Here is a 24850-nt window from a genome sequence, read left to right as displayed (position 1 = left end):
AGACATAAGGCAACGCCTCCAACGATGAAGGCGGTGCTTCCCGAGAGAACGGGACCAGGACAAAGGCGTCCTCGCTAGCTTGCTAGCGGGACGCCTTTTTTTGTTTTCGTAAAAATGACCGAGCCAGTCCGATCGCCGTGATAAAGCGGACCTGAGCTTGCGGAGAACCCTGATGAAAAAACTCAAACTGGTGATGATCGGCAACGGCATGGCCGGGGTTCGAACCCTCGAGGAACTGCTCAAGCTGAGCAACGAGCTGTACGACATCACGGTGTTCGGCGCCGAGCCCCACACCAACTACAACCGCATCCTGCTCTCGCCGGTGCTGGCCGGTGAGCAGACGTTCGAAGAGATCGTGCTCAACGACCTGAGCTGGTACCTGGACAACAACATCAAGCTGCTGCTCAACCGCAAAGTGGTGGAAATCGACCGGGTCAAACGCCGGGTCATCGCCGAAGACGGCAGCGAAGCCGAGTACGACCGCTTGCTGATCGCCACCGGCTCCACACCCTTCATCCTGCCGATTCCTGGCAACACCCTGGAAGGCGTGATCGGTTACCGCGACATCGCCGACACCCAGGCGATGATCAACACCGCCAAGACCCACAAGCACGCCGTGGTGATCGGTGGCGGCCTGCTCGGCCTGGAAGCCGCCAACGGCTTGAAGCTGCGGGGCATGGACGTGACTGTGGTGCACCTGGGCGAATGGCTGCTGGAACGGCAACTGGACAAGACCAGCGGCCAACTGCTGCAGACCGCCCTGGAAAACCGTGGCCTGAAATTCCGCCTCAGCGAGCAGACCCAGGCCTTGCACGATGCCGGCAATGGCCGGGTCGGCTCGGTCCAGTTCAAGAACGGCGACATCATCCCCGCCGACCTGGTGGTGATGGCCGCCGGCATCCGTCCCAATACCGAACTGGCGGAAAAATCCGGCATCCCGTGCAACCGCGGGATCCTGGTCAACGACACGATGCAAACCTACGACCCGCGCATCTACGCCATTGGTGAATGCGCCAGCCACCGTGGCACCGCCTACGGCCTGGTGGCGCCGTTGTTCGAACAGGCCAAGGTCTGCGCCAACCACCTCGCGCAACTGGGCTTCGCCACTTACAAGGGTTCGGTCACCTCGACCAAGTTGAAGGTCACCGGCATCGACCTGTTCTCCGCCGGGGACTTCATGGGCGGCGAAGGCACCGAGACCATCACCCTTTCCGACCCCATCGGCGGCGTCTACAAAAAGCTGGTGATCAAGGATGACGTGCTGGTCGGTGCCTGCCTGTACGGCGATACGGCGGATGGCGGCTGGTATTTCCGCCAGATCCGTGAGAACCATGGCATCAGCGAGATCCGCGATCACTTGATGTTCGGTGAAAACGCCTTGGGCGACGTAGGCCACCAGGGCCAGGACAAAGCCATGAGCATGGCCGACAGCGCCGAAGTCTGCGGCTGCAACGGCGTGTGCAAGGGCACCATCGTCAAGGCGATCCAGGAGCACGGGCTGTTCAGCGTCGATGACGTGAAAAAACACACCAAAGCCGCCAGTTCCTGCGGTTCCTGCGCCGGCCTGGTGGAGCAGATCCTGATCAACACCGTCGGCGGTGCGGCGGACGTCAAGCCGAAAAGCGAAAAAGCCATCTGCGGTTGCAGCGACCTCAACCACGGCCAGATCCGCCAGGCGATCCGCGACCAGCACCTGCTGACCATCGCCGGGGCCATGAGCTACCTGAACTGGCGCACCCCCAACGGCTGCGCCACCTGCCGCCCGGCGTTGAACTACTACCTGATTTCCACCTGGCCCGGCGAAGCCCAGGACGACCCACAGTCGCGCCTGATCAACGAACGCGCCCACGCCAACATCCAGAAAGACGGCACCTATTCCGTGGTCCCGCGGATGTGGGGTGGCGTGACCAACCCTTCGGAACTGCGGCGCATCGCCGACGTGGCCGACAAATACAACGTGCCCATGGTCAAGGTCACCGGCGGTCAGCGCATCGATTTGCTGGGCATCAAGAAGCAGGACCTGCCCGGCGTCTGGAAAGACCTCGACATGCCGTCCGGCCACGCCTACGGCAAGTCCATCCGCACCGTGAAGACCTGCGTGGGCAGCGAGTTCTGCCGCTTCGGCACACAGAATTCCACCCAACTGGGTATCGAGCTGGAGCACGACCTGTTCAACATGTGGTCGCCGCACAAAGTGAAACTGGCCGTCTCCGGTTGCCCACGCAACTGTTCGGAAGCCGGCATCAAGGACGTCGGCATTATCGGTGTCGACTCCGGCTGGGAGATGTACATCGGCGGCAACGGCGGGATCAAGACCGAAGTCGCGGAGTTTTTCGTCAAGCTCAAGACCGCCGAAGAAGTGCGTGAATACAACGGTGCCTTCCTGCAGCTGTACCGCGAGGAAGCCTTCTACCTCGAACGCACCGTGCATTACATGCAGCGGGTCGGCATGGAGCACATCAAGAAAGCCGTGCTTGAAGATCCGGTTCGACGTAAGGCGCTCCATGAACGCCTGAAGTTTTCCCTGTCGCTGGAACAAGACCCGTGGAAACAACGCCTGGAACAACCCCAGTTGAAGAAAGAGTTTGAGGTCATCCCCGTGAAAAACCTGGAGGTGCCGGCATGAACTGGCTGGATATCTGCGCACTGGAAGACATCAATATCCTGGGTTCGCGCATCATCAATGGCCCGAAAGGCGACATCGCGATTTTTCGTACCAGCGACGATGAAGTGTTCGCCCTCGATGACCGTTGCCCGCACAAGGGTGGCCCGTTGTCCCAAGGGTTGGTCTATGGCAAACGCGTGGCCTGCCCGCTGCACAACTGGCAGATCGACCTGGAAAGCGGTCAGGCCCAGGCCCCGGACGTAGGCTGCGCCCATCATCATTCGGCCCGGGTCGAAAACGGCCGGGTGCAGTTGGCCCTGCGGGACGCAAGCTGATGAACCGCCAGATCACTGCCTCGACCTGCTGTTATTGCGGGGTCGGTTGCGGCGTCCTGATCGAGCATGACGGCGAGCGCATCCTCGGCGTCAGCGGCGATCCCGCCCATCCGGCCAACTTTGGCAAACTGTGCAGCAAGGGCTCGACCCTGCACCTGACCGGCGACCTCGCCGCACGCGCGCTCTACCCCGAACTGCGCCTGGGCAAAGGACTGGCCCGGGCCCGCACCGACTGGGACAGCGCCCTGGATCACGCCGCCAGCGTCTTCGCCGAGACCATCACCGAGCACGGCCCGGACAGCGTGGCGTTCTACATCTCCGGCCAATTGCTGACCGAGGACTACTACGCCTTCAACAAGCTCGCCCGGGCATTGGTGGGCACCAATAATATCGACAGCAATTCGCGGCTGTGCATGTCCTCCGCCGTGGTGGGCTACAAGCGCAGCCTCGGCGCCGACGCCCCGCCCTGCAGCTACGAAGACCTGGAGTTGAGCGACTGCGTGATGATCGTCGGCAGTAACATGGCCTACGCCCATCCCATCCTCTTTCGCCGTCTCGAAGAGGCGAAATCCCATCGACCGCAGATGAAAATCATCGTCATCGACCCCCGGCGCACCGACACTTGCGATCTGGCAGACCTGCACCTGGCGATCCTGCCGGGCACCGATGTCGCCTTGTTCCATGGGATTTTGCACCTACTGCTGTGGGAAGACTGGATCGACCGCGACTTCATCAAGGCCCACACCGAAGGCCTGGCGGAGCTGAAAAACCTGGTGCGCGATTACACCCCGAGCATGGTCGCCCAGCTGTGCGGCATCAGTGTCGAACAACTGCATCAGTGCGCCGAATGGGTCGGCACCTCGCCAAGCTTCCTGTCGTTGTGGTGCATGGGTTTGAACCAGTCCACCGCCGGTAGCGCGAAAAACAGCGCCCTGATCAACCTGCACCTGGCCACCGGGCAGATCGGCCGTCCAGGTGCGGGGCCGTTCTCGCTGACCGGTCAACCCAACGCCATGGGCGGACGGGAAACCGGCAGCCTGTCGAACCTGCTGCCGGGCCATCGCGAAGCCGCCAACCCGGAACATCGTGCCGAAGTCGCCCACTACTGGGGCGTCGAGCAACTGCCCGCCACCGCTGGCTTGAGCGCCATCGAGCTGTTCGAGCAGGTTCGCAGCGGCAAGATCAAGGCCTTGTGGATCGCCTGTACCAACCCTGCCCAATCGATGCCGGACCAGACCGCGGTACGTGAAGCCCTGCAAGCCTGCCCGTTCGTGGTGTTGCAGGAAGCGTTCCGGACCACCGAAACCGCCGCGTTTGCCGACCTGCTGCTGCCAGCGGCCAGTTGGGGCGAGAAAGAAGGTTCGGTGACCAACTCCGAACGGCGCATTTCCCACGTCCGCCGGGCCATCGGCGCACCGGGTGAAGCACGGCCGGACTGGGCAATCACGGTAGATTTCGCACAACGCCTGGAAAAACACCTGCGCCCGGGCCAACCCAGCCTGTTCGCCTTTGAAAGCCCGGCCCAACTCTTCGATGAATACAAACAGCTGACCCGTGGCCGCGACCTGGACTTGTCCGGCATCAGCCATGCCCTGATCGACCAACTCGGCCCTCAGCAATGGCCTTTCCCGGACGGCGCCACGGTCGGGACGGCGCGCCTGTACGTGGACGGAATTTTTCCTACTGACAGCGGCCGGGCGCGGTTTGTGGCCGACCCCTATCGCGCCGCCAAGGAACTGCGTGACGCCCGCTACCCGTTGACCCTGAACACCGGCCGCCTGCGGGACCAATGGCACGGCATGAGCCGTACCGGTACCGCCGCGCAGTTGTTTGGTCATGTGAACGAAGCGGTCCTCAGCCTGCACCCCGACGAACTGCAACGCCATCGCCTGCAAGCGGGCGACCTGGTCAGCCTCAAGAGCCGTCGCGGCAGCGTGATCGTGGCCGTGGACAGCGACGACAGCGTACGGCCCGGCCAGGCGTTCCTGCCCATGCACTGGGGCGACCGGTTCCTCAAGGGCGGCGTAAATACCCTGACGCAACCGGCCTTCGATCCCTTGTCGAAACAACCGGAACTCAAGCACAGCGGCGTACGCCTGGAACCGGTAAACCTGCCTTGGCAGCTTTTCGCCTTGATCGAAGGCGATGTTCAACAGCATCTGGAGGCCCTGCGCCCCCTGTGCGAGGCGTTTTCCTACGTCAGCCTGAGCCTGACTGGCCGTGAGCGTCCCGCGCTGCTGATTCGCGCTGCCAGCGCTGTCGCCCCCGAACCGCAACTGCTCCAGGCCATTGATGAACAATTGGGCCTGATCGATGGGCCGGTGCTGGCCTACGACGATCCGCGTCGCTCCATCGGTAAGCGGGTGCGCATCGAAAACGGCCGCATCACCGCCATTCGCCTGGCCGGCGAAACCCTGGCCCGGCACTGGTTGCAGAACCTGTGGCTGGAAGGTCGTGCCGATGAACAACTGCGGCGCTGGCTGCTGGCGCCTTTGAGCGCGCCGCCGGGCAATGTCGGCGCCGCAACGGGTGGCAGTAAAACGCTGTGCAACTGCATGAACGTCAGCCAGCGTGCGATCTGCGCAGGCATTGAACGCGGCCTGGACTTGCAGGGGCTCAAACAGGAGCTGGGCTGTGGCACGCAATGCGGCTCCTGCGTACCGGAAATCAAGCGCCTGCTGGTTGCCACTGCGCAACCGCTGGCGGCTATCTCGTGAGGAAAACACTATGAACGCAAAAGTCTGGCTGGTGGGTGCAGGTCCTGGTGACCCTGAATTGCTGACCCTCAAAGCCGTGCGCGCCTTGGGCGAAGCCGACGTGGTGCTGATCGACGATCTGGTCAACGCCGCGGTGCTGGAACATTGCCCCGACGCGCGCATCATTGCCGTGGGCAAGCGCGGCGGCTGCCGCTCCACGCCCCAGGCCTTTATCCATCGCCTGATGCTGCGCTATGCCCGCCAGGGCAAATGCGTGGTGCGTCTCAAGGGTGGCGACCCATGCATCTTCGGCCGCGGCGGTGAAGAGGCGCAGTGGCTGCGCGAGCAGGGTGTCGAAGTGGAGATGGTCAATGGCATCACCGCCGGCCTCGCGGGGGCGACCCAGTGCGATATTCCACTGACCCTGCGCGGGATTGCCCGGGGCGTGACGCTGGTGACGGCCCACACCCAGGATGGCAGCAGCCTGAACTGGCAAGCCTTGGCGCAAAGCGGCACGACGCTGGTGGTGTACATGGGTGTGGCGAAACTGAGCGAAATTCGCGAACAGTTGCTGGCCGGTGGCCTGGCCGCGAACACGCCTGTCGCCATGATCGAAAATGCGTCCCTGCCCCATCAACGTGACTGCCGCAGCGACCTGGCCTCGATGGAAGCCGATGCCAGCACCTTTCAACTCAAGAGCCCGGCGATCCTGGTGATTGGCGCGGTGGCCGGTGCTGCCGAACTGGCCACATCCCCGTCTGCCTGGGTCCAGGTTTCAGCCCTCTGACATAGACCCCCTACCAGTGTGGGAGCGAGCTTGCTCGCGATGGCGGTGTATCAGCAGCCTGGATGGTGACTGACACACAGCAATCGCGAGCAAGCTCGCTCCCACAATGGGATCTGAGTTCGACCGGGAGAACCAGACCGGCTGTTAGGCCGCCTCGCTTTTGATTTTGATCTGGGACGCCCCGTTAACCACGCTGGCCGAACGCAGGCATTGCGCAGTGGGCAACCCGGCATGGATGCCGGGTTAGCCGCGCTGGGCCATGGATGGCCCTTCGCGGCGGGCCCACGGAGCAATGCCGGAGTGAGGGCATGCCGAGCCTAAGCGAGGCACCGAGTGGTGGGGCAAGCCTTTTTTGCTTACTTTTTTTGGCGTCTGAAAAAAAGTGAGCCGCCGTAAGGGCGGAACCCTAAGTAGCCGTTACCGCAGCAATGGATATGTACCCGGTCATGCCGTCAGACCGCCATCGCGCAGCAATGGATATGCACCCAATCAAACCGCCACCGTAAACTATTTCCCCGCTGATTTTCATAAATCCCAGGCAAAGAAAAGCCCGGCCTAGGCCGGGCTCTTCCAAAGCTGTGGGCTAATTACTTAGCTTGGGCTTCAACCTGCGCTTCTACGCGACGGTTAACTGCACGACCAGCTTCAGTGGCGTTGTCAGCAACTGGGCGGGATTCGCCGTAGCCAACAGACTGAACGCGGGACGATTCAACACCGTACTGGTTGGTCAGAACTTGCTTAACGGCGTTTGCACGACGCTCAGACAGTTTCTGGTTGTAAGCGTCAGGACCGACGGAGTCAGTGTGACCTTCAACAGTGGTGCTGGTGGATGGGTACTGCTTCATGAAGTCAGCCAGGTTCTTGATGTCGCCGTAGCTGTTAGGCTTGACAACCGACTTGTCGAAGTCGAACTTCACGTCCAGCTCAACACGTACGACTTCAGCAACAGCTGGGCAGCCATCAGCGTCAACGGTTACGTTGGCTGGGGTGTCAGGGCACTTGTCGACGTTGTCGCACACGCCATCGTTGTCGCTGTCGGAGCAGACTTCAGCCGGAGCTGGAACTGGAGCAGCAGCAGGCTTGGAGCCGCCACCGAAGTTCACACCGATACCGACGCTTGGAGCCCACTCGGTGTCGCCCTGGTCGATGTTGTACTGAGCTTCAACGCCAGCACGGGCGTAGAAGTTCTCGGTGAAGTACAGCTTGGCGCCGCCGCCAACGTTGGCGAAGGTGGAACGGTTACGGCCGTTGCTGCCATTCTGGTCGATGCTCTGGTCGGAGAAACCGGCCGAAACGTATGGACGCAGCATGTCGCCTGGGTTGTTGAAGTGGTACAGAGCGTCCAGAGCGGTGTTGGCGCCTTTGACGTTGGTGCCGTCGTCAGTACGGGCGTTGTGCACTTCGTCGTAGGCCAGACGCAGTTCAACGTCGTCGGTCAGGAAGTAACCAACCGAACCGCCGAACAGGTTGCCGTTGTTCTTGAAGTTACGAGCGCTGTCGAATTGTTCTTTCTTGGCGAAGCCTTCGATTTCAACTGCGCCTTGGCCTTGTGCCAGAGCGCCGAACGAAGTGGCAGCAATCAAAGAACCAATGGCAAAGCCCAAGGTGTTTTTCAGTTTCATCCGTTAAATCCCCATCTGGTGATTGTGAAGCAGTCCCGCAAACCGGGGGACAACTCGGCGGCAAGTCTAACAGAACTTGCCTACACGTAAGAGATATTTGCGCCGAACTTAAGTTTCAGCAATGCCTGCAAATTTCTCACGCAATTTGTCAAGAGCGCGCTTGTAACGCATTTTTGTCGCGCTCAAACCCATATGCATTATGTCTGCGATCTCCTGGAATTCCAGCTCTGCGACAAATCGTAGCACCAGAATTTCCCGATCGATCGGGTTCACATAGACCAGCCAGCGATCGAGTCCCCCCTTCTCCTCGGGCTTGGGCGCCTTATCTTCCGACGCTTCCTCCAGAGGATCCAGGCTCAAAGCGTCCATCAAGCGGCGCTTTCGCCGTTCCTTGCGATACTGCGTGATGCATTCGTTGTAGGTGATGCTGTAGAGCCAGGTCTTGAACTTCGATTTCCCCTCGAAGTTCTTCAACCCATACAGCACCTTCAACATCACCTCCTGACAGACATCGTCAGCATCGCGATCGTTCCCAAGATATCGTGCACAAACGTTAAATAATGTTCTCTGGTAGCGGCGCATCAATTCTTCATAGGCGCGCGTTACGTGAAACAGCTCGGTATGCGCGCGCGCGACCAACTCCTCATCGGAGAGATCACGGGGGTCGTAGCGCGTAGATAGCGATTGGGGTTTGTTCAAAACAAGTCGGGCCGACAGTCTAGGTCAATGTGCGCCGCAGCCTGCGATAGCAGGCATTTTGCGGCGGCATACATTAGCAGGGTTTGCCGGGTTAGCGGCTACTCACATGCTGTTCCAGCAGGATCCGATTGGAAAGCGACACCAGCTCGCCCTCCTCGGTCAGCAATGTGGTCTTCACCGTGCCAATCTCTTCGATCTGGCCTTCGACCTCGCCAACACGCACTTGTTGCCCAACCTCATACAATTCACGCACATAGATTCCCGCCAGGATCTGACCGGCGATTTCACGACTCCCCAATCCCATTGCCAGCGCAACCGCCAGACCAACGGTAATCAAAACGATCACGATCACGTGGTTGAGCAGGTCAGTCTTGACCTCCAACTGGCTGATCGCCACCGAAATACTGATGATGATCACCAGGCCCTGAGCAATTCGCCCTACGCCAGCGGCGTAGTCCAGCCCAACGCCCTCGGCCGCGCCGCGCACCAGCCCATTGGCCAGTTGCGCCAGCAGAACGCCGACCAGCAACACCAGCGCAGCACCAAAAACCTTCGGCAAATACAATGCGAGCATATCGAGCGTAGCCGAAACTCGCTCAAGGCCAAGGGATTCTGCTGCCGAAACCAGGAAAATCAGCAATACGAACCAATACACGATCTTGCCGACCAGGGTCGAGATCGGTACCTGGATGCCACCACGGGACAGCAACTTGGTCAGGCCGGTGCCGCCCATCAGGCGATCGAGGCCCAGCTTGGCAAGCAGCTTGGACAGCAGCGTGTCCAGCAGCTTGGCCACGACAAAGCCCAACAGCAGCACCACCAGGGCGCCAAAGAGGTTCGGGATGAAGTTAGCTACTTTGGTCCACAACGCAGTCATCGCCGTGACGAGGCTCTGGGTCCAGAGATCAAGTTCCATATTCAATCAGCCTTATCAGCGGTGCGAGTAACAGGTTTACGGCGGGAAACCGGCGAGAGATGGGCCGATCCGTTATTCAGGGCGATCATCAGCGCGGGCAACCAGCGGCCCAGCAGGCTGAACAGATCACCTGCGCCGACCTGGCGGTTGGCGGTTTTCAGTACACGTCCCAGGCATGCATCGTCGTCCCGGCTGGACGGCGAAGCCTTGAGCATGTCGCGCAAAGACTGTTCAAACGGATCGTGCATACGCACCTCTCGTGATGTCTGTGGAAGACGCGATCAAATTTCGTCGGGTCACATGAAACCCCATCACACCCAGCGCAAACGACGGAACAACCACCACTGCCCCAGCGCCACGCAGATCATCAGCAGGCAGGCGACCATGAAACCGTAGGGGCTTGCGGAAAACGGAATGCCGCCGACATTGATACCCAGAAGGCCGGTGAGAAAACTCATCGGCAGGAAAATCCCGGTGACGATACCGAAGCGGTACATGGTGCGGTTCATGCGCACCGAAAGGCGCCGGTCTTCGGCCTCCAGCACAAGCCCCACGCGCTCTCGGGTCAATTCCAGCTCCTCGAGGTAACGGGTCAGGCTGTTGTTCAATTCGTTCCAGTAGTCGCCGTCATCGTCGCAAAACCATGGCAGTTTGAGCCGCGTCATCTGGCCGAAGATGTCCCGCTGTGGCGCCAGGAATCGCTTGAGCCCGGCAGCCCTTCGACGGATGTGCAAAATGGCGTCGTGCTCAGGGGTATACCGTTCGTCGGTATCGAGTTTTTCTTCCTCGGTATCGACGATTTCGGAGAGGCAGGTGACCAGGTCCTGCACCTTATTGGTGAGGTATTGCGCCATGTAGAGGATGAGTTCGGACGCCGTTTTCGGACCCTTGCCCTCGGCCAGCTGCGCCAGCAGCTCATCGGTGGCGCGCAACGGACGCAGGCGCAGGGAGATCACCCGCTGGGCAGACGCAAAGATCCGTACCGACACCATGTCTTCAGGCTCGGCACCCGGGTTGAGGTTGATCCCCCGCAGGAACAGCAGCAGTTCGGCGTTGGGCAACGGCAACAAGCGCGGCCGGGTGTTCTCTTCGAGCAGCAAGTCGCAGTTGAATTCGCTCAGGCCGCTGGATTTGCGCAGCCAGGTGTGGGTTTGCGGATGACTGCGATCCCAGTGCAGCCACAGGCTTTCATGGGCCTGCAACTGCAAATCGTCCAGTTCGGTCCGGGCTATGGAACGCGCGCCGCCTTTACCGTCCAGCACCAGGGCATGCACCAGCCCCCATTGCGCGTTTTCTTCCTCGAACATCCTCATCCCTTATGGCTGTACTGCTTCATTCAGGCATTTTCAGCGGGCTTGGCGAGACGATTACGCCGTTATTGTCCGCATAGACATACTCGCCCGGGCGAAACGTCACGCCGGCAAAGGTCACCGGCACATTGAGCTCGCCGACGCCACGCCGGTCGGTCTTCATCGGGTGACTGGCCAGGGCCTGAACCCCGAGGTCCGTCTGGGCGATGATGTCGACGTCGCGGATGCAACCGTAGACCACCAGCCCTTCCCAGCCGTTTTTCGCGGCTTTTTCCGCCAGCATGTCCCCCAGCAGCGCCCGACGCAGGGAACCGCCGCCATCGACCACCAGCACCTTGCCGTTGCCCTTGAGTTCAACCTGCTCCTTGACCCGCGAGTTGTCCTCGAAGCACTTGATGGTCACGATTTCGCCGCCGAAGGAATCGCGGCCGCCGAAATTGCTGAACATCGGCTCCAACACCTGTACCAGTTCCGGGTAGGCGTCGCACAGGTCGGGCGTGAGGTAATGGTTCATCGAACAACTCCTGAAAGGCTGGAACGTCGGACTGAATGAGCAACCGTTTGTGACTGGAACCGCTTGAAGCGTCATATCTTAGCCGCAAGCCGACCAGAGCGAAATGCCCTTGTCAGAGCCTTCGCCTCAAACCGCCTCGGCCAACTGGGGCTGTTCGGCCAGCAAAGGGGCCTGCTGATCCTTGAGCCAACGCGCCACCAGCGGCCAGACTTCAAGATGCGCAGCCTTGCTGACCAGCATCTCGACGTGACCGAAGTCTTCGGTGAAACCCTGTCCCCGGCCCAGGCAGACAAACTGCTTGTGCTCGGAACCAATCTGGTCGAAGAGCTTGCGGCACGCCCAGGTCGGGTCCTGGTGATCGCCTGTGGCACTCACCGCCAACACCGGCAACTGGACATCGGCCAACCCGGCCCACCAGTTCTTCTCGGCATCGCCGAAACGTCCGAACAGGCCGTACCAGCGCATGCTTTCCAGGGCCAGGCCGATGGGCTCGTCCTCGGGGCCGCGCTTGAGCCTTGAACCGGACAATTGAGCAAAACGCTTGAGGATGAAGCGACCGCTCCACTCCACTGGCGGAATCTTCAACGGCCAGTAGGTACGGCTGACCTGGGTACCAAAGAACGCCGCCGAAGCCACCGCCGGCTCGCCCAGGTAATGGCCGCCCAAGGCGGCCGCCAGGGTGATGCCACCCAGGGAGTGACCGATCCAGTGGGGCACTTGCCCACTCTGCTCACGCACGAAGGCGCCAATGGCCGGCAAGTCGTAGCGGGCGTAGTCGGCCACGCGATTGTTGCGATAGCCCTGGTTGCGCTGGGACAACCCATGGCCGCGCATCTCGGGAATCCAGACATCGAACCCCAGGCGTGCCAGGTACGCGCCCAGGCCCAGGCCCTTGGGGGAATACCAGAAACGCCGATTGGAAAAACTGCCGTGCAACAGGATCACCGGGACCCCACGGGTTTCGCAGGCGTCGGCCATGCCCAGCCGGGTGACGGCCAGTTCGACGCTGGCGTCCGGGCTGTTGCCGGGTTTCAAGCGATAGACATCTTCGCTCAGATCACCGCGCCGCTCGGCGCTGATCAGGGCGACAGGAAAAAGGTTGCTGCTGCTTTGCATGATCTTCTTGCACAAAAAAAAGACGACTGTGGGAGCGAGCTTGCTCGCGATGGCGGTGGATCAGCAAAACAATCTTGGCTGACACTCCGCTATCGCGAGCAAGCTCGCTCCCACAAAGGTTACCCGGCTTACATTACCGGTGAGGCCCCTTCACTCGATCAGACCGCCGCCTGACCCTCAGCCAGGAAGAACCAGGTTTCCAACACGGAGTCCGGGTTCAACGAAACGCTTTCGATGCCCTGCTCCATCAGCCACTTGGCCAGGTCCGGGTGGTCCGAAGGGCCCTGGCCGCAGATGCCGATGTACTTGCCAGCCTTGTTGCAGGCGGCGATGGCGTTGGCCAGCAGCTTCTTGACCGCCGGATTCCGCTCGTCGAACAGGTGCGCGATGATCCCGGAGTCGCGGTCCAGGCCCAGGGTCAGCTGGGTCAGGTCGTTGGAACCGATGGAGAAGCCGTCGAAGAACTCGAGGAATTCTTCAGCCAGGATCGTGTTGGACGGCAGCTCGCACATCATGATCACGCGCAGGCCGTTTTCGCCACGGGCCAGGCCGTTTTCCGCCAGCAGGTCGACGACCTGGCTCGCTTCGCCCAGGGTCCGGACGAACGGCACCATGATCTCGACGTTGGTCAGGCCCATCTCGTTGCGCACGCGCTTGAGGGCGCGGCACTCGAGTTCGAAGCAGTCACGGAACGCTTCGCTGATGTAGCGCGAAGCGCCACGGAAGCCCAGCATCGGGTTTTCTTCTTCCGGCTCGTAAAGCTTGCCGCCGATCAGGTTGGCGTATTCGTTGGACTTGAAGTCCGACAGGCGCACGATGACCTTTTTCGGCCAGAACGCTGCGGCCAGGGTGCTGATGCCTTCCACCAGCTTCTCGACGTAGAAACCGACCGGATCGTTGTAACCGGCAATGCGCTTGTCGACGCTGTCCTTGATTTCCTGCGGCAGGCCGTCGTAGTTCAGCAGCGCCTTGGGGTGCACGCCGATCATGCGATTGATGATGAACTCCAGGCGGGCCAGGCCCACGCCAGCGTTCGGCAGCTGCGCGAAGTCGAAGGCGCGGTCCGGGTTGCCGACGTTCATCATGATCTTGAACGGCAGGTCCGGCATGGCGTCCACGGAGTTCTTCTTGATGTCGAAGCCCAGTTCGCCTTCGAAGATGTAGCCGGTATCGCCTTCGGCGCAGGACACGGTCACACCCTGGCCATCCTTGAGCAGTTCGGTGGCGTTGCCGCAACCGACCACTGCTGGGATCCCCAGTTCACGGGCGATGATCGCCGCGTGGCAGGTACGCCCGCCGCGGTTGGTGACGATGGCGCTGGCGCGCTTCATCACCGGTTCCCAGTCCGGGTCGGTCATGTCGGAGACCAGTACGTCACCGGCCTGGACCTTGTCCATCTCCGAGACGTCCTTGATGATCCGCACCTTGCCGGCGCCGATGCGCTGGCCGATGGCGCGGCCTTCCACCAGCACGGTGCCGGTTTCCTTGAGCAGGTAGCGCTCCATGACGTTGGCCTGGGTGCGGCTCTTCACGGTTTCCGGGCGGGCTTGCACGATGTACAGCTTGCCGTCGTCACCGTCCTTGGCCCATTCGATGTCCATCGGGCACTTGTAGTGCTGTTCGATGATCATCGCCTGCTTGGCCAGTTCGCTGACTTCGGCGTCACTCAGGCAGAAACGCGCGCGCTCGGCCTTGTCCACGTCGACGGTCTTCACCGAACGACCGGCCTTGGCTTCGTCGCCGTAGATCATCTTGATGGCCTTGCTGCCCAGGTTGCGGCGCAGGATGGCCGGGCGACCGGCTTGCAGCGTGCCTTTGTGGACGTAGAACTCATCCGGGTTCACCGCGCCCTGCACGACGGTTTCACCCAGGCCGTAGGCGCCGGTGATGAACACCACGTCACGGAAGCCCGACTCGGTGTCGAGGGTGAACATCACGCCGGCGGTGCCGGTTTCGGAGCGGACCATGCGCTGCACACCGGCGGACAGGGCAACCAGCTTGTGGTCGAAGCCCTGGTGCACGCGGTAGGAAATGGCACGGTCGTTGAAAAGGGAGGCAAAGACTTCCTTGGCGGCGCGGATGACGTTTTCCACGCCACGAATGTTCAGGAAGGTTTCCTGCTGGCCGGCGAAGGAGGCGTCCGGCAGGTCTTCGGCGGTGGCCGAGGAACGCACGGCGACGGCGATGTCGGGATTACCTTCGGACAGCTTGGCGAAAGCGGTGCGGATCTCGGCGTTCAGTTTCTCGGGGAACTCGGCTTCCATGATCCATTGGCGGATCTGGGCACCAGTCTTGGCCAGGGCATTGACGTCATCGACGTCCAGGGCATCGAGCGCATCGTGGATCTGCTTGTTCAGGCCGCTCAGTTCCAGGAAATCACGATAAGCCTGGGCGGTCGTGGCGAAGCCACCTGGCACCGATACGCCGGCACCGGCGAGGTTGCTGATCATCTCGCCCAGGGATGCGTTCTTGCCCCCCACATGCTCCACATCATGGACGCCGAGCTTATCGAGGGAAACTACGTACTCTACCAAGGTGATCTCTCCACTAACTGTGTTGGAAAAGCTCAAGGCACCGGTGGCTCCAGGGGAGCGATGACCGGCGATATGGCCTGGACCTGGAAAATAAGTGAGAATGCGGACCACTGGCGGCCAGCAAATCGCGCCTATCATATCCAAGAATCGTCACTAGCTCACTAGCTTAAGGCCCAAGGCGCAAATGAAACGATCTGCTTTCTTTATCTCCGACGGCACCGGCATTACGGCCGAAACGCTAGGCCAAAGCCTGTTGGCACAGTTCGAAAACATTACCTTCGCCAAATTCATACGGCCGTACATCGACAGCGTCGACAAGGCGCGGGCCATGGTACAGCAAATCAATAAAGCCGCCGAAACCGACGGTTTCCGCCCGATTATCTTCGATACCATCGTCAATCAGGACATCCGTGAGATTCTCGCAACGTCCAATGGTTTCATGATCGACATTTTTTCCACGTTCCTGGCTCCCCTGGAGCAGGAACTGAGCGAGCATTCCTCCTACTCGGTCGGCAAATCCCACTCCATCGGCCACAACTCCAACTACATGGAGCGGATCGAGGCGGTCAACTTCGCGCTGGACAACGATGACGGCGCGCGCACGCATTATTACGACAAGGCCGACCTGATCCTGGTGGGGGTGTCGCGCTGTGGTAAGACGCCGACGTGTCTGTACATGGCGATGCAGTTCGGCATCCGTGCGGCCAACTACCCGCTGACCGAAGACGACATGGAGCGCCTGCAACTGCCCAGCGCCCTGCGCGCCCACCAGCACAAGCTGTTCGGCCTGACCATCGACCCGGACCGCCTTACCGCGATCCGCAACGAGCGCAAGCCCAACAGCCGCTATTCGAGCTATGCCCAGTGCGAGTTCGAAGTGCGCGAGGTGGAAAACCTGTTCCGGCGGGAGAATATTCCGCACATCAATTCCACGCATTTTTCCGTGGAAGAGATTTCGGCGAAGATCCTGGTGGAGAAAGGGGTGGAGCGGCGGTTCAAGTGAGGTAGAGGCCTGAAGCAAAAACCTGTGGGAGCGAGCTTGCTCGCGATTGCGGTGTGTCAGCCGCATGAATGTTGCCTGACACTCCCCAATCGCGAGCAAGCTCGCTCCCACATTGGTTCTGGTATGACTTCAGGATTTGTATTCCCCCTGCTTTCCTCCTGTGGAAGCTTGCTCCCACAGGTTCTACCTCAATGAGCCACAGCCGCCTGCTCTTCCATCTTCTTGCGCAGGCTCAGCGGGCGCATGTCGGTCCAGACTTCTTCGATGTAGGCCAGGCATTCCTTCTTGAACCCGCTTTTGCCGACGGTGCGCCAGCCTTCTGGGACGACCTTGTAGTCTGGCCAGATCGAATACTGTTCTTCGTGGTTGACCACGACCTGAAAGACGATGTCCTCGCGGTCGAATACTGAAGTCATGGGTGTCTCTCCATCTTTGCTCGAGGTTCGCGGCGGCATCTGCGCAGCCAGGATATGAAAGGAACGTACGGGCCGGGGTGAAAATTAGGCCTCGACGACCGCCGCCTGCAGGGCTCGCCCGAAAATCTCGGCAACCCGGTCGATTTCCGCCTTTGTGATGATCAGCGGTGGCAGGAACCGCACCACGCCGCCTTGCCGGCCACCCAGTTCCAGGATCAGCCCGCGCTTGAGGCATTCACGTTGCAGCTGTGGCGCCAGCCGTGCATGTACCGGCGGATGGCCCAGGGCGTCAGGCTTACCCGCCGGATCCACCAGTTCGACGCCGAGCATCAACCCGCGACCGCGGATATCGCCCAGTTGCGGGAAGTCTCGCTGCAGGATGCGCAGGTGCTCGCTCAAGCGTAAACCCATGGCCGCGGCGTGGGCCGGCAGGTCGTGCTCCTGCAGATAGCGCATCACTGCGGAACCGGCGGCCATGGCCATCTGATTGCCACGGAAGGTCCCGGCGTGAGCGCCCGGCAGCCAGGTGTCGAGCCAATCGCGATAAACCACCACCGCCAGGGGCAGGCTGCCACCGATGGCCTTGGACAGCACGACCACGTCCGGGATGATCCCGGCGTGCTCGAACGCAAACATCTTGCCGGTACGGCCAAAGCCGCTCTGGATTTCGTCGACGATCAACGCCACCCCCGCCTGCTCGGTGATCCGCCGCAAACCGCGTAGCCAGTCCAGATCAGCGGGAATCACCCCGCCCTCGCCCTGCACCACTTCGACGATGACGGCTGCCGGCAATTGCACGCCGGCCTCGGGGTCATTCAGCAGGTTTTCCAGGTAATGCAGATTGGCCTTCACGCCTTCGACACCACCCAGTCCGAACGGGCAGCGGTAATCGTAGGGATAGGGCATGAACTGCACGCCGCTGCTGAGCAAGGCGCCCAAGGGTTTCTTCGGCCCCAGGCTGCCCATCAGGCTCAACGCCCCTTGGCTCATGCCGTGATAACCGCCCTGGAACGACAGCACGGTGCTGCGGCCGGTGGCGGTGCGTACCAGCTTGAGGGCGGCTTCCACCGCGTCGGTGCCGGTGGGGCCGCAGAACTGGATCTTCGCCTCGGCGGCCAGCTCTGCCGGCAACAAGCCGAACAGGTCCTGGACAAAACGGTCCTTGACCGGCGTGGTCAGGTCCAGGGTATGCAAGGGCAGCTCATCGGCCAGCACCTGCTGGATCGCTTCGATCACCACCGGATGGTTATGCCCCAGCGCCAAGGTGCCGGCGCCGGCCAGGCAGTCGATGAAGGTGCGACCCTCGACGTCCTCGACATACAGCCCCTTGGCACGCTTGAGGGCCAGGGGAATCCGCCTTGGGTAGCTGCGGGCGTTGGACTCCTGCCGATTCTGGCGGGCCAGCAGCGGCGACTCATTGAACTGGTAGAGCGTCTCGACCGGCGCAGGGCTGACCCGGGCCGGCTGTGCTTCGATAAGACTGTTGGCGACTGACATCCCTCGACCCCGCAATACACTGAAGTAATGACCCAACGACACACCGCACAGGTGCATCTCCGGTCGGAGCGCACATGCAGGTTTCCTGTTGTGGAAACGCATCAGCAACGCAGGGATTTACTCTCGGGCAGAACTTTGCGGGTCGACGCGATCAGTGGCTTGTTCATGAAGCCTGTGGGAGCAAAGCTTGCTCGCGATGCAGGCACCTCGGCCTGACTGTCGGCCAAGGTGATGCCATCGCGAGCAAGCTTTGCTCCCACAGAGCCGTTGCACAGGCCATTGTTGGAGTGAATCAGGCCGGTAACACCTGCACCGGCACCGTCAACTCGACCCGCAACCCATCCGGGCGCGTGTCGAAATGCAGGCCGCAGCCGCAACGCTGGACGATGGCCTGGACGATCGCCAGCCCCAGTCCGCAGCCGGTGCTCTGGCCATTGCGCCAGAAGCGCTGGGTCAGGTGCTGGATGTCGTCGGCGGCGATGCCGGGGCCGTGGTCGCGGACCTGGAAGCGCACGCGCTGGCCGACCATCTCCAGGCTCAGCTCCACATCGGTATCGTCCGGGGTATGGCGCAGGGCGTTATCCAGCAGGTTGCGCAAGGCGGCGATGGAGAGCACCGCCGGCATCTGCACCGGTGCATCGGACAACCCTGGGGATACGTGCAGCCTGATCCGCCGCGAATCACTGCTGACGGCATCCTGGATCGCCAGTCGGGCGACCTGCTCGGCGTTGCATTGCACGCCATCGTCGAACGACAGGCTGCCTTCGACCCGCGCCAGCAACAGCAACTGTTCGAGTGTGCGGTGCATGCGGTCGGCGCCCTCCTCGGCCCGAGCCAGGGACTGGTCGCGGGCGGCGCCTTCGGTCATGCGCGCCACTTGCAGGTGCGTCTTGATCGCGGTCAGCGGGCTACGCAGCTCGTGGGCGGCGTCGCCGGTCAGCCGGCGCTCACGCTCGATGGTCTTGCCGATGCGCTGGAACAACTGGTTCTGGGTCTCCAGCAGCGGTCGCAATTCGCTGGGCAGTGGATGGATCTGCAAGGGCTCCAGGGAATCGGCGCTACGCCGCATCAGCGCATCGCGAATGCGATTGAGCGGTGCCAGGCCCTGGCCGATGCCGAGCCACAACAGGCACAGGCAACCGAGCAGCGCCACGCCCACCGGCACCGAGGCGGCCAACAGTATCGACATGTTCAGGGCTTCGCGTTCGATCTGGCGGTCGGCGGTGGTGATGCGCAAATCGCCCCGGGCCAGGGTGAAGCTGCGCCAGGGCGCGCCGTCGATCATCTGGTCGTGGAAGCCCATTTTCTCGGCTTCCAGGGTTTGCTCCGGGGTGCCGTGGCTGCGGGCCAGAATCTCGCCGCGCAAGGAACTGACCTGACAGGCCATGCCGCCTGGAATGCTCAATTGCTCGGAGCTCAAATGCGTGCCGTCGCCCTTGCTCGGCAACGGTGGCATCTGTTCCAGCAACCCGGCGACCATCCGCGCCGAAGCCACCAGGCGCTGGTCGAGGGAAAACATCATCTGGTTGCGCAGGTCGCTGAGCATCCACGCCGCGGCCAGGGCCCAGATCAGGGCAAAGGCCGCGCCGAGGGTCAGGCTCAGGCGCAGTCGCAGGCTCATCACTTGGAAGACTCTCCACCTTCGGCCGGCCCCAGGCGATAGCCCAGGCCACGCACGGTCTCGACAATCCCGTTACCCAACTTGCGCCGCAGGTGATGGATATGGACGTTGAGGGCGTTGCTTTCCAGTTCGTCGTTGAACCCGTAGACGCTGTCCTTGAGCTGTTCAGTGGACAGCACCCTGCCGCGACTGTGCAACAGTGCCTGCAACAGCGATTGCTCGCGCCGGGACAGATCCACCGGTTGGCCGTCCAGGGTGGTTTCCCGACTGCTGGGGTCATAGGTCAGGCGACCGTGTTCGATCAGGTTGACGCTGCGCCCCGCCACGCGCCGCAGCAACGTGTGCAGGCGCGCCGCAAGTTCGCGCAGGTCGAAGGGTTTGAGCAGGTAGTCATCGGCGCCGGCCTGCAAGCCGTCGACCCGGTCGGTCACCGAGTCCCGGGCGGTGAGGATCAGCACCGGCGTCTCCAGCCCCTGCTGACGCAACTGCCTGAGCAGTTTGAGACCGTCCTCGTCGGGCAATCCCAAGTCCAGCACCATGACATCGAATTCCGCCACGCCGACCATCGCCCGCGCCGCCGATGCAGTGGCGACGTGCTCGACGGTCAGGCCCTGCGCCGTAAGGCCGGCAACGATCCCGCTGGCAATCAACTCATCGTCTTCGCAGACCAGTACGCGCATGGTAAGCCCCGTGGAAAAAGGTACATTAGGCCGCCGGCCGATTAAGCCGACATTATGCGACGAGTACGGCCAACATGGGCGATCATTGGCGCCTGCCGGCCGTCGTCGGGTTAATCGACGGTTAATCGCCAGCCGCCATTGTGTTTTCCACTTGCTTCGTTCTAAGGCTTTATCCATGCGTCGATTGTTTTTGCTGTGGCTGTTCCTGATCTCGGGCCTGGCCCAGGCCGCCAATCCCTTCGAGACCAAACCCGATTTCCTGCCGGTGGAAAAGGCGTTCGTGTTTACCTCCGAACGCCTGGACTCCGGTGAAACCCAGCTGTTCTGGCAGATCGCCGATGGGTACTACCTGTATCAGCAGCGCCTCAAGTTCGATGGCCTGGCCGAGGCGCAGAAACCCAAGCTGCCGGAGGGTGAAGCCCACAGCGACGAGTTTTTCGGCGACCAGCAGGTCTATCGCCAGGCGCTGGAGCTGAAGATTCCGGCCGGTGCCACGGGCAAGATCAAGGTCGGCTTCCAAGGCTGCGCCGACGCCGGCCTGTGCTATCCACCCCAGACCCAAGTGGTCGACCTGGGGGGCAGCGCACCGGTGGCGGCCAGCGGCGAGGCGCCGGACCAGGCCCTGGCCAGCGGCCTGCAACAACGGGCCTTGGGCTGGAGCCTGCTGGTGTTCTTCGGCCTGGGTCTGCTGCTGGCGTTCACCCCCTGTTCGCTGCCGATGCTGCCGATTTTGGCCGGGCTGGTGGTGGGCAGCGGTGCCGGGCCGAGACGCGGCCTGGCCTTGGCCGGCAGCTACGTGATCAGCATGGCCCTGGTGTACGCCGCCATGGGTGTGCTCGCCGCGCTGTTGGGGGCCAATCTTCAGGCGCTGCTGCAACAACCGTGGCTGCTGGGCAGCTTCGCGGCCGTGTTCGTGTTGCTGGCACTGCCGATGTTCGGCTTCTTCGAATTGCAATTGCCGGCCGCCCTGCGTGACCGCCTGGAAAACGCCGGGCGCCAGCAGCGCGGTGGCAGCCTGGTAGGCGCCGGTATTCTCGGGGCGCTGTCCGGCCTGTTGGTGGGCCCGTGCATGACCGCGCCGCTGGCTGGCGCGCTGTTGTATATCGCCCAGAGCGGCAATGCGCTGCACGGCGGGCTGATCCTGTTCACCATGGGCATCGGCATGGGCCTGCCACTGTTGCTGTTGGTGACCGTGGGCAACCGCTTCCTGCCCAAGCCCGGTGCCTGGATGGACCTGCTCAAGGGCGTGTTCGGCTTCCTGTTCCTGGGCACCGCGCTGCTGATGATTCGTCCGATCATCGACGGTTCGTTGTGGGTCGGCCTGTGGGGCGTGCTGATGTTGATTGCCGCCTACAGCGCCTGGCGCCAGACCGAAGGGTTCGGCCGCATCGCCTATGTCTGCGGCAGCGCCTCGTTGCTGTTCGGCCTGTGGGGCAGCCTGCTGGTGATTGGCGCAGCAGGCGGCGGCGATGACTTCTTCCAGCCCCTGAAGGTCTATGCCGGCACCGAAGGCCGCGCGACCGTCAGTGCCCACGATGCGTTCGTCACGGTCAACGAGCCCGCCACCCTGCAACGGGAACTGGACGCCGCCAAGGCCCAGGGCCAGTGGGTGCTGCTGGACTACTACGCCGATTGGTGCGTGTCCTGCAAGATCATGGAAAAACAGGTCTTCGGCCGCAGCGAAGTGCTCGACGCCCTGAGCGGTGTGCGCCTGCTGCGCCTGGACGTCACCGCCGACAGCCCTGCCAGCCGCGAACTGCTGGGCCGTTACCAAGTGCCGGGGCCGCCGAGCCTGCTGTGGATCGGCGCCGACGGTGAAGAGCGCCGCAGCCAGCGGATCACCGGGGAAGTCGACGCCAAGGCGTTCCTGGAGCGCTGGAACCTCACCCGGGACGCGCGCTGATGCTGACGTTTACCTTGGGCACCTTTGCCATCGCCCTCAACCACCTGTTGCTCATCAGCGCCCTGGCGCTGGCGACCTTCGTGGGCTGGCGAGTGGCCAAGCGCGGTGGCGAAAACCCCGAGTCGGTGCTGTTCGTGCTGTTTCTACTGGGCCTGCTGGCCGCACGGATCGGCTTCGTCGTCGCCTATTGGCAACATTACCGGGACGACCCGTGGCAGATCGTCGACCTGCGCGACGGTGGCTTCCTGGCCTGGCCGGGCATCGTGGCGCTGCTGATTGGCGCCTTGTTGTGGGCCCGGCGCCGTCCGCCCCTGCGCCGGCCATTGGGCTTTGGCGTCGGCAGCGGCTTGCTGTTCTGGCTGGTGGCGACCTTGTCATTGACGATTTATGAACAAGGCACCCGGCTGCCGGGCATCACCCTGCGCACCGCCGACGGCGCGACCGTGAAACTCACCGATTACCAGGGCGGCCCCCTGGTGATCAATCTATGGGCCACCTGGTGCCCGCCCTGCCGGCGTGAAATGCCGGTGCTCGAAGAAGCCCAGCAACAACGTCCAGACCTGACCTTCCTGTTCGTCAATCAGGCCGAAAGCATGCAAAGCGTCAGCACCTACCTCGCCACCCAAGGCCTGAGCCTGGACAACGTGTTGTTCGATGGCAGCGGTCGTCTCGGCCAGGCTGTCGGCTCCATGGCCCTGCCGACGACCCTGTTCTACAGCGCCGATGGCCGCCTGCTGGGCAGCCACCTGGGGGAATTGTCGGAAGCGAGCCTGGCTCGCGCCCTGGAAAACTTCGAAACGCCGGACTCGTCCACGACGCCCCACTCCGCCACAAGGAAAACGCCATGCCCCGCCTCCGCCACCTGCTGACCCTGGCCGTTGCCGCCGCACTGTCGCAGGCCCCGCTGCTCCAGGCCGAAGAATTGCCCGCAGCCATCAAGAAGATCGAAGCCAAGGGCGCAAAAATCGTTGGCACCTTCGACGCGCCGGACGGCTTGCGCGGTTACGCGGCGCAATACCAGAACCGTGGCATGGCGCTGTACCTGACCCCGGATGGGCAACACGTCCTGCTGGGCAACCTGTACGACGCCGACGGCAAGGACCTGAGCGCCGAGCCACTGCAAAAACTGGTTTATGCACCGATGGCCAAGGCCATCTGGGCGAAGATGGAGGGCAGCAACTGGATCGCCGACGGCAACAAGGACGCACCGCGCACGGTGTACCTGTTCAGCGATCCGAACTGCCCGTACTGCAACATGTTCTGGGAACAGGCACGGCCTTGGGTCAAGGCCGGCAAGGTGCAGTTGCGTCACATCATGGTGGGCATCATCCGCGAAGACAGCCCGGGTAAATCCGCTGCCTTGCTGGCGGCCAAGGACCCGGAAAAAGCCCTGGCCGAGCATGAAAAGGCCGGCAAGGGCAGCCCGCTCAAACCGCTCAAGGACATACCGCCGGCCATCCAGGCGAAACTGGACGCCAACCAGCAGTTGATGGACGAACTGGAACTGTCCGCCACCCCGGCAATTTTCTATCTGGATGAAAAAGGCGAACTGCAACAACAGCAAGGCGCGCCGTCACCGGACAAACTGGCGAAGATTCTCGGGCCCAAGTGACTGGCCTCCACTGCAGACCCCTTGTGGGAGCGAGCTTGCTCGCGATAGCGGCAGATCAGTCAGCATTGATATGACAGACACACCGCAATCGCGAGCAAGCTCGCTCCCACAGGGGCTTTGCATCGGTCACAAAATCCCTGTTCGCGATGACGGCGGATCAGTTGCGCAATAACCCCAGCAATGTCCGATTCACGAATTCAGGGTTCTCCAGGTTGGAGATGTGCCCCGCCTCCGGAATCAGTATATGTGGGCAACCGATCAACTCGGCCATCTCCATGGACTCGGACGGCGGACGCGGTTTGTCCTGGTCGCCACACATCACCACCGTGCGCTTGGCATCCAGTTCATGCAGGCGCGGCAGGATGTCGTCCCGACCGAAAATGATCCGCCCCAGCGGCACGATACTGTCGCGCAGGCGATCGGTCGGCAACGCGGCCAGCGCGGCGCGAAACTGCTGATAGAGCGCCGACTGCGGGTCGATCCCCGGCCGGAAGAAGATTGGCACGATGATGTCCAGCAACGGCTCGGGAACGCTGCCGCTGGCTTCGATCTTGTCGAACAACGAGAAGTAGTACTGGCGGGTCGGTTCCGGCTCGACACCGACGTAGGTGTCCATCAATACCAGCGACAGCACGCGCTCAGGCGCCGCCAGCGCCAGCCGTGCCCCCACATCCCGCCCACCGAGAGCCCGAGCAGGTTGAAACAGTCGATGCCCAGGTGATCCATCAATGCCAATGCCTGACGAGCCAGGTCGTCCAGGGAGGTCATGCCCTCAGGCAAACGCCCGGACTGGCCGTGCCCCCACAAGTCCAGGGCGATGACCCGGTAATGTTGGGACAACACCTCGATCTGCGGCGCCCACATGGTGTGGTCCCACAGATAGCTGCTGCCCAGCAGCACCACCGGGCCCTGGCCTTGGTCCAGGTAGTGAAGCGGTTGTCCGTCAATGATTGAAAAGGGCATGGGTGACCTCCTTGTTTGTGT

Annotated in this window: 20 protein-coding genes and 1 pseudogene; 8 read left to right on the top strand and 13 right to left on the bottom strand. The window is 62.1% G+C overall.

Going from position 1 to position 24850, the window contains the following annotated elements:
• Positions 1-172 precede the first annotated feature (172 nt).
• From nirB to cobA, 4 genes are read left to right on the top strand one after another with little or no spacing between them, the layout of a single operon-like run.
• The gene (gene nirB / locus KI235_RS09185; protein WP_003199533.1) at positions 173-2626 is read left to right on the top strand and encodes a nitrite reductase large subunit NirB; all 2454 of its coding nucleotides are present in this window, start codon (positions 173-175) and stop codon (positions 2624-2626) included.
• Entirely contained in the window at positions 2623-2940 is a 318-nt protein-coding gene (gene nirD, locus KI235_RS09180; protein ID WP_003199531.1) for a nitrite reductase small subunit NirD, read from the top strand. The genes nirB and nirD overlap by 4 nt, the downstream gene beginning before the upstream one ends.
• Complete coding sequence (locus KI235_RS09175) at positions 2940-5657, top strand: nitrate reductase (RefSeq protein ID WP_212795647.1); 2718 nt, start codon at positions 2940-2942, stop codon at positions 5655-5657. Before nirD ends, KI235_RS09175 begins: the two co-directional genes overlap by 1 nt.
• Before the next feature lie 10 nt (positions 5658-5667).
• Entirely contained in the window at positions 5668-6423 is a 756-nt protein-coding gene (gene cobA / locus KI235_RS09170; RefSeq protein ID WP_013692606.1) for a uroporphyrinogen-III C-methyltransferase, read from the top strand.
• A 587-nt stretch (positions 6424-7010) separates the two neighbouring features.
• On the opposite strand, the gene KI235_RS09165 is transcribed toward cobA, so the two are convergent.
• The 8 genes from KI235_RS09165 to ppsA all read right to left on the bottom strand — a co-directional run bounded on the left by KI235_RS09165 (position 7011) and on the right by ppsA (position 15134).
• Positions 7011-8045: an OmpA family protein gene (locus tag KI235_RS09165; RefSeq protein ID WP_003199525.1), complete on the bottom strand. Its 1035-nt coding sequence runs from the start codon at positions 8043-8045 to the stop codon at positions 7011-7013.
• A 108-nt stretch (positions 8046-8153) separates the two neighbouring features.
• On the bottom strand, positions 8154-8744 hold the full coding sequence (gene sigX / locus KI235_RS09160) for an RNA polymerase sigma factor SigX (protein ID WP_003183614.1): 591 nt from the start codon (positions 8742-8744) through the stop codon (positions 8154-8156).
• Between the two features lie 91 nt (positions 8745-8835).
• Positions 8836-9660: a mechanosensitive ion channel domain-containing protein gene (locus KI235_RS09155; protein WP_003199523.1), complete on the bottom strand. Its 825-nt coding sequence runs from the start codon at positions 9658-9660 to the stop codon at positions 8836-8838.
• A gap of 2 nt (positions 9661-9662) precedes the next feature.
• Positions 9663-9908, bottom strand: a complete 246-nt coding sequence (locus KI235_RS09150) for a hypothetical protein (protein WP_003199521.1) — start codon at positions 9906-9908, stop codon at positions 9663-9665.
• A 63-nt stretch (positions 9909-9971) separates the two neighbouring features.
• The gene (locus KI235_RS09145) at positions 9972-10967 is read right to left on the bottom strand and encodes a zinc transporter ZntB (RefSeq protein WP_003199519.1); all 996 of its coding nucleotides are present in this window, start codon (positions 10965-10967) and stop codon (positions 9972-9974) included.
• Positions 10968-10992: 25 nt separating this feature from the next.
• Positions 10993-11484 (bottom strand): ribonuclease E activity regulator RraA, encoded by a 492-nt coding sequence (gene rraA / locus KI235_RS09140; RefSeq protein ID WP_003199517.1) that lies wholly within the window; start codon positions 11482-11484, stop codon positions 10993-10995.
• A 126-nt stretch (positions 11485-11610) separates the two neighbouring features.
• Complete coding sequence (locus tag KI235_RS09135; RefSeq protein WP_003199516.1) at positions 11611-12600, bottom strand: alpha/beta fold hydrolase; 990 nt, start codon at positions 12598-12600, stop codon at positions 11611-11613.
• A 158-nt stretch (positions 12601-12758) separates the two neighbouring features.
• Positions 12759-15134: a phosphoenolpyruvate synthase gene (ppsA, locus tag KI235_RS09130; RefSeq protein ID WP_212795646.1), complete on the bottom strand. Its 2376-nt coding sequence runs from the start codon at positions 15132-15134 to the stop codon at positions 12759-12761.
• 184 nt (positions 15135-15318) lie between these two features.
• Here ppsA and KI235_RS09125 point away from each other — a divergent pair, with 184 nt between their 5' ends.
• Positions 15319-16137 (top strand): pyruvate, water dikinase regulatory protein, encoded by an 819-nt coding sequence (locus tag KI235_RS09125; protein ID WP_003199510.1) that lies wholly within the window; start codon positions 15319-15321, stop codon positions 16135-16137.
• Between the two features lie 188 nt (positions 16138-16325).
• Here KI235_RS09125 and KI235_RS09120 read toward each other — a convergent pair whose 3' ends face one another.
• The 4 genes from KI235_RS09120 to KI235_RS09105 all read right to left on the bottom strand — a co-directional run bounded on the left by KI235_RS09120 (position 16326) and on the right by KI235_RS09105 (position 20351).
• A complete protein-coding gene (locus tag KI235_RS09120; protein ID WP_003199508.1) occupies positions 16326-16553 on the bottom strand; it encodes an MbtH family protein in 228 nt (75 codons plus the stop codon).
• Positions 16554-16637: 84 nt separating this feature from the next.
• The gene (locus tag KI235_RS09115) at positions 16638-18050 is read right to left on the bottom strand and encodes an aspartate aminotransferase family protein (protein WP_039012751.1); all 1413 of its coding nucleotides are present in this window, start codon (positions 18048-18050) and stop codon (positions 16638-16640) included.
• Positions 18051-18342: 292 nt separating this feature from the next.
• Positions 18343-19674 (bottom strand): ATP-binding protein, encoded by a 1332-nt coding sequence (locus KI235_RS09110; protein ID WP_013692603.1) that lies wholly within the window; start codon positions 19672-19674, stop codon positions 18343-18345.
• On the bottom strand, positions 19671-20351 hold the full coding sequence (locus KI235_RS09105) for a response regulator (RefSeq protein WP_013692602.1): 681 nt from the start codon (positions 20349-20351) through the stop codon (positions 19671-19673). The genes KI235_RS09110 and KI235_RS09105 overlap by 4 nt, the downstream gene beginning before the upstream one ends.
• Positions 20352-20526: 175 nt before the next feature.
• Between KI235_RS09105 and dsbD the strand changes: the two genes are divergently transcribed.
• The 3 genes from dsbD to dsbG are packed head-to-tail and all read left to right on the top strand — an operon-like array spanning position 20527 to position 23866.
• Positions 20527-22254 carry a protein-disulfide reductase DsbD gene (dsbD, locus tag KI235_RS09100; protein WP_003199501.1) on the top strand — a complete coding sequence of 576 codons (1728 nt, stop codon included), beginning with the start codon at positions 20527-20529 and terminating at the stop codon, positions 22252-22254.
• Complete coding sequence (locus KI235_RS09095) at positions 22254-23123, top strand: TlpA disulfide reductase family protein (protein ID WP_013692600.1); 870 nt, start codon at positions 22254-22256, stop codon at positions 23121-23123. The genes dsbD and KI235_RS09095 overlap by 1 nt, the downstream gene beginning before the upstream one ends.
• Entirely contained in the window at positions 23099-23866 is a 768-nt protein-coding gene (dsbG, locus tag KI235_RS09090; protein WP_003199498.1) for a thiol:disulfide interchange protein DsbG, read from the top strand. The genes KI235_RS09095 and dsbG overlap by 25 nt, the downstream gene beginning before the upstream one ends.
• 157 nt (positions 23867-24023) lie before the next feature.
• Here dsbG and KI235_RS09085 read toward each other — a convergent pair.
• Positions 24024-24829, bottom strand: a pseudogene (locus tag KI235_RS09085) (alpha/beta fold hydrolase).
• Between the last annotated feature and the right edge of the window lie 21 nt (positions 24830-24850).

This window comes from Pseudomonas sp. St386, assembly GCF_018325865.1.
Lineage (GTDB): Bacteria > Pseudomonadota > Gammaproteobacteria > Pseudomonadales > Pseudomonadaceae > Aquipseudomonas > Aquipseudomonas brassicacearum.
Note: the sequence above shows the minus strand (reverse complement) of the source record. Positions and strands in the feature narration are given on the sequence as shown.

Coding starts and splice junctions, on each gene's coding strand:
- nirB (WP_003199533.1), top strand. CDS start 173: ATGAAAAAACTCAAACTGGTGATGATCGGCAACGGCATGGCCGGGGTT.
- nirD (WP_003199531.1), top strand. CDS start 2,623: ATGAACTGGCTGGATATCTGCGCACTGGAAGACATCAATATCCTGGGT.
- KI235_RS09175 (WP_212795647.1), top strand. CDS start 2,940: ATGAACCGCCAGATCACTGCCTCGACCTGCTGTTATTGCGGGGTCGGT.
- cobA (WP_013692606.1), top strand. CDS start 5,668: ATGAACGCAAAAGTCTGGCTGGTGGGTGCAGGTCCTGGTGACCCTGAA.
- KI235_RS09165 (WP_003199525.1), bottom strand. CDS start 8,045: ATGAAACTGAAAAACACCTTGGGCTTTGCCATTGGTTCTTTGATTGCT.
- KI235_RS09155 (WP_003199523.1), bottom strand. CDS start 9,660: ATGGAACTTGATCTCTGGACCCAGAGCCTCGTCACGGCGATGACTGCG.
- KI235_RS09150 (WP_003199521.1), bottom strand. CDS start 9,908: ATGCACGATCCGTTTGAACAGTCTTTGCGCGACATGCTCAAGGCTTCG.
- KI235_RS09145 (WP_003199519.1), bottom strand. CDS start 10,967: ATGTTCGAGGAAGAAAACGCGCAATGGGGGCTGGTGCATGCCCTGGTG.
- rraA (WP_003199517.1), bottom strand. CDS start 11,484: ATGAACCATTACCTCACGCCCGACCTGTGCGACGCCTACCCGGAACTG.
- KI235_RS09135 (WP_003199516.1), bottom strand. CDS start 12,600: ATGCAAAGCAGCAGCAACCTTTTTCCTGTCGCCCTGATCAGCGCCGAG.
- KI235_RS09125 (WP_003199510.1), top strand. CDS start 15,319: ATGAAACGATCTGCTTTCTTTATCTCCGACGGCACCGGCATTACGGCC.
- KI235_RS09120 (WP_003199508.1), bottom strand. CDS start 16,553: ATGACTTCAGTATTCGACCGCGAGGACATCGTCTTTCAGGTCGTGGTC.
- KI235_RS09115 (WP_039012751.1), bottom strand. CDS start 18,050: ATGTCAGTCGCCAACAGTCTTATCGAAGCACAGCCGGCCCGGGTCAGC.
- KI235_RS09105 (WP_013692602.1), bottom strand. CDS start 20,351: ATGCGCGTACTGGTCTGCGAAGACGATGAGTTGATTGCCAGCGGGATC.
- dsbD (WP_003199501.1), top strand. CDS start 20,527: ATGCGTCGATTGTTTTTGCTGTGGCTGTTCCTGATCTCGGGCCTGGCC.
- KI235_RS09095 (WP_013692600.1), top strand. CDS start 22,254: ATGCTGACGTTTACCTTGGGCACCTTTGCCATCGCCCTCAACCACCTG.
- dsbG (WP_003199498.1), top strand. CDS start 23,099: ATGCCCCGCCTCCGCCACCTGCTGACCCTGGCCGTTGCCGCCGCACTG.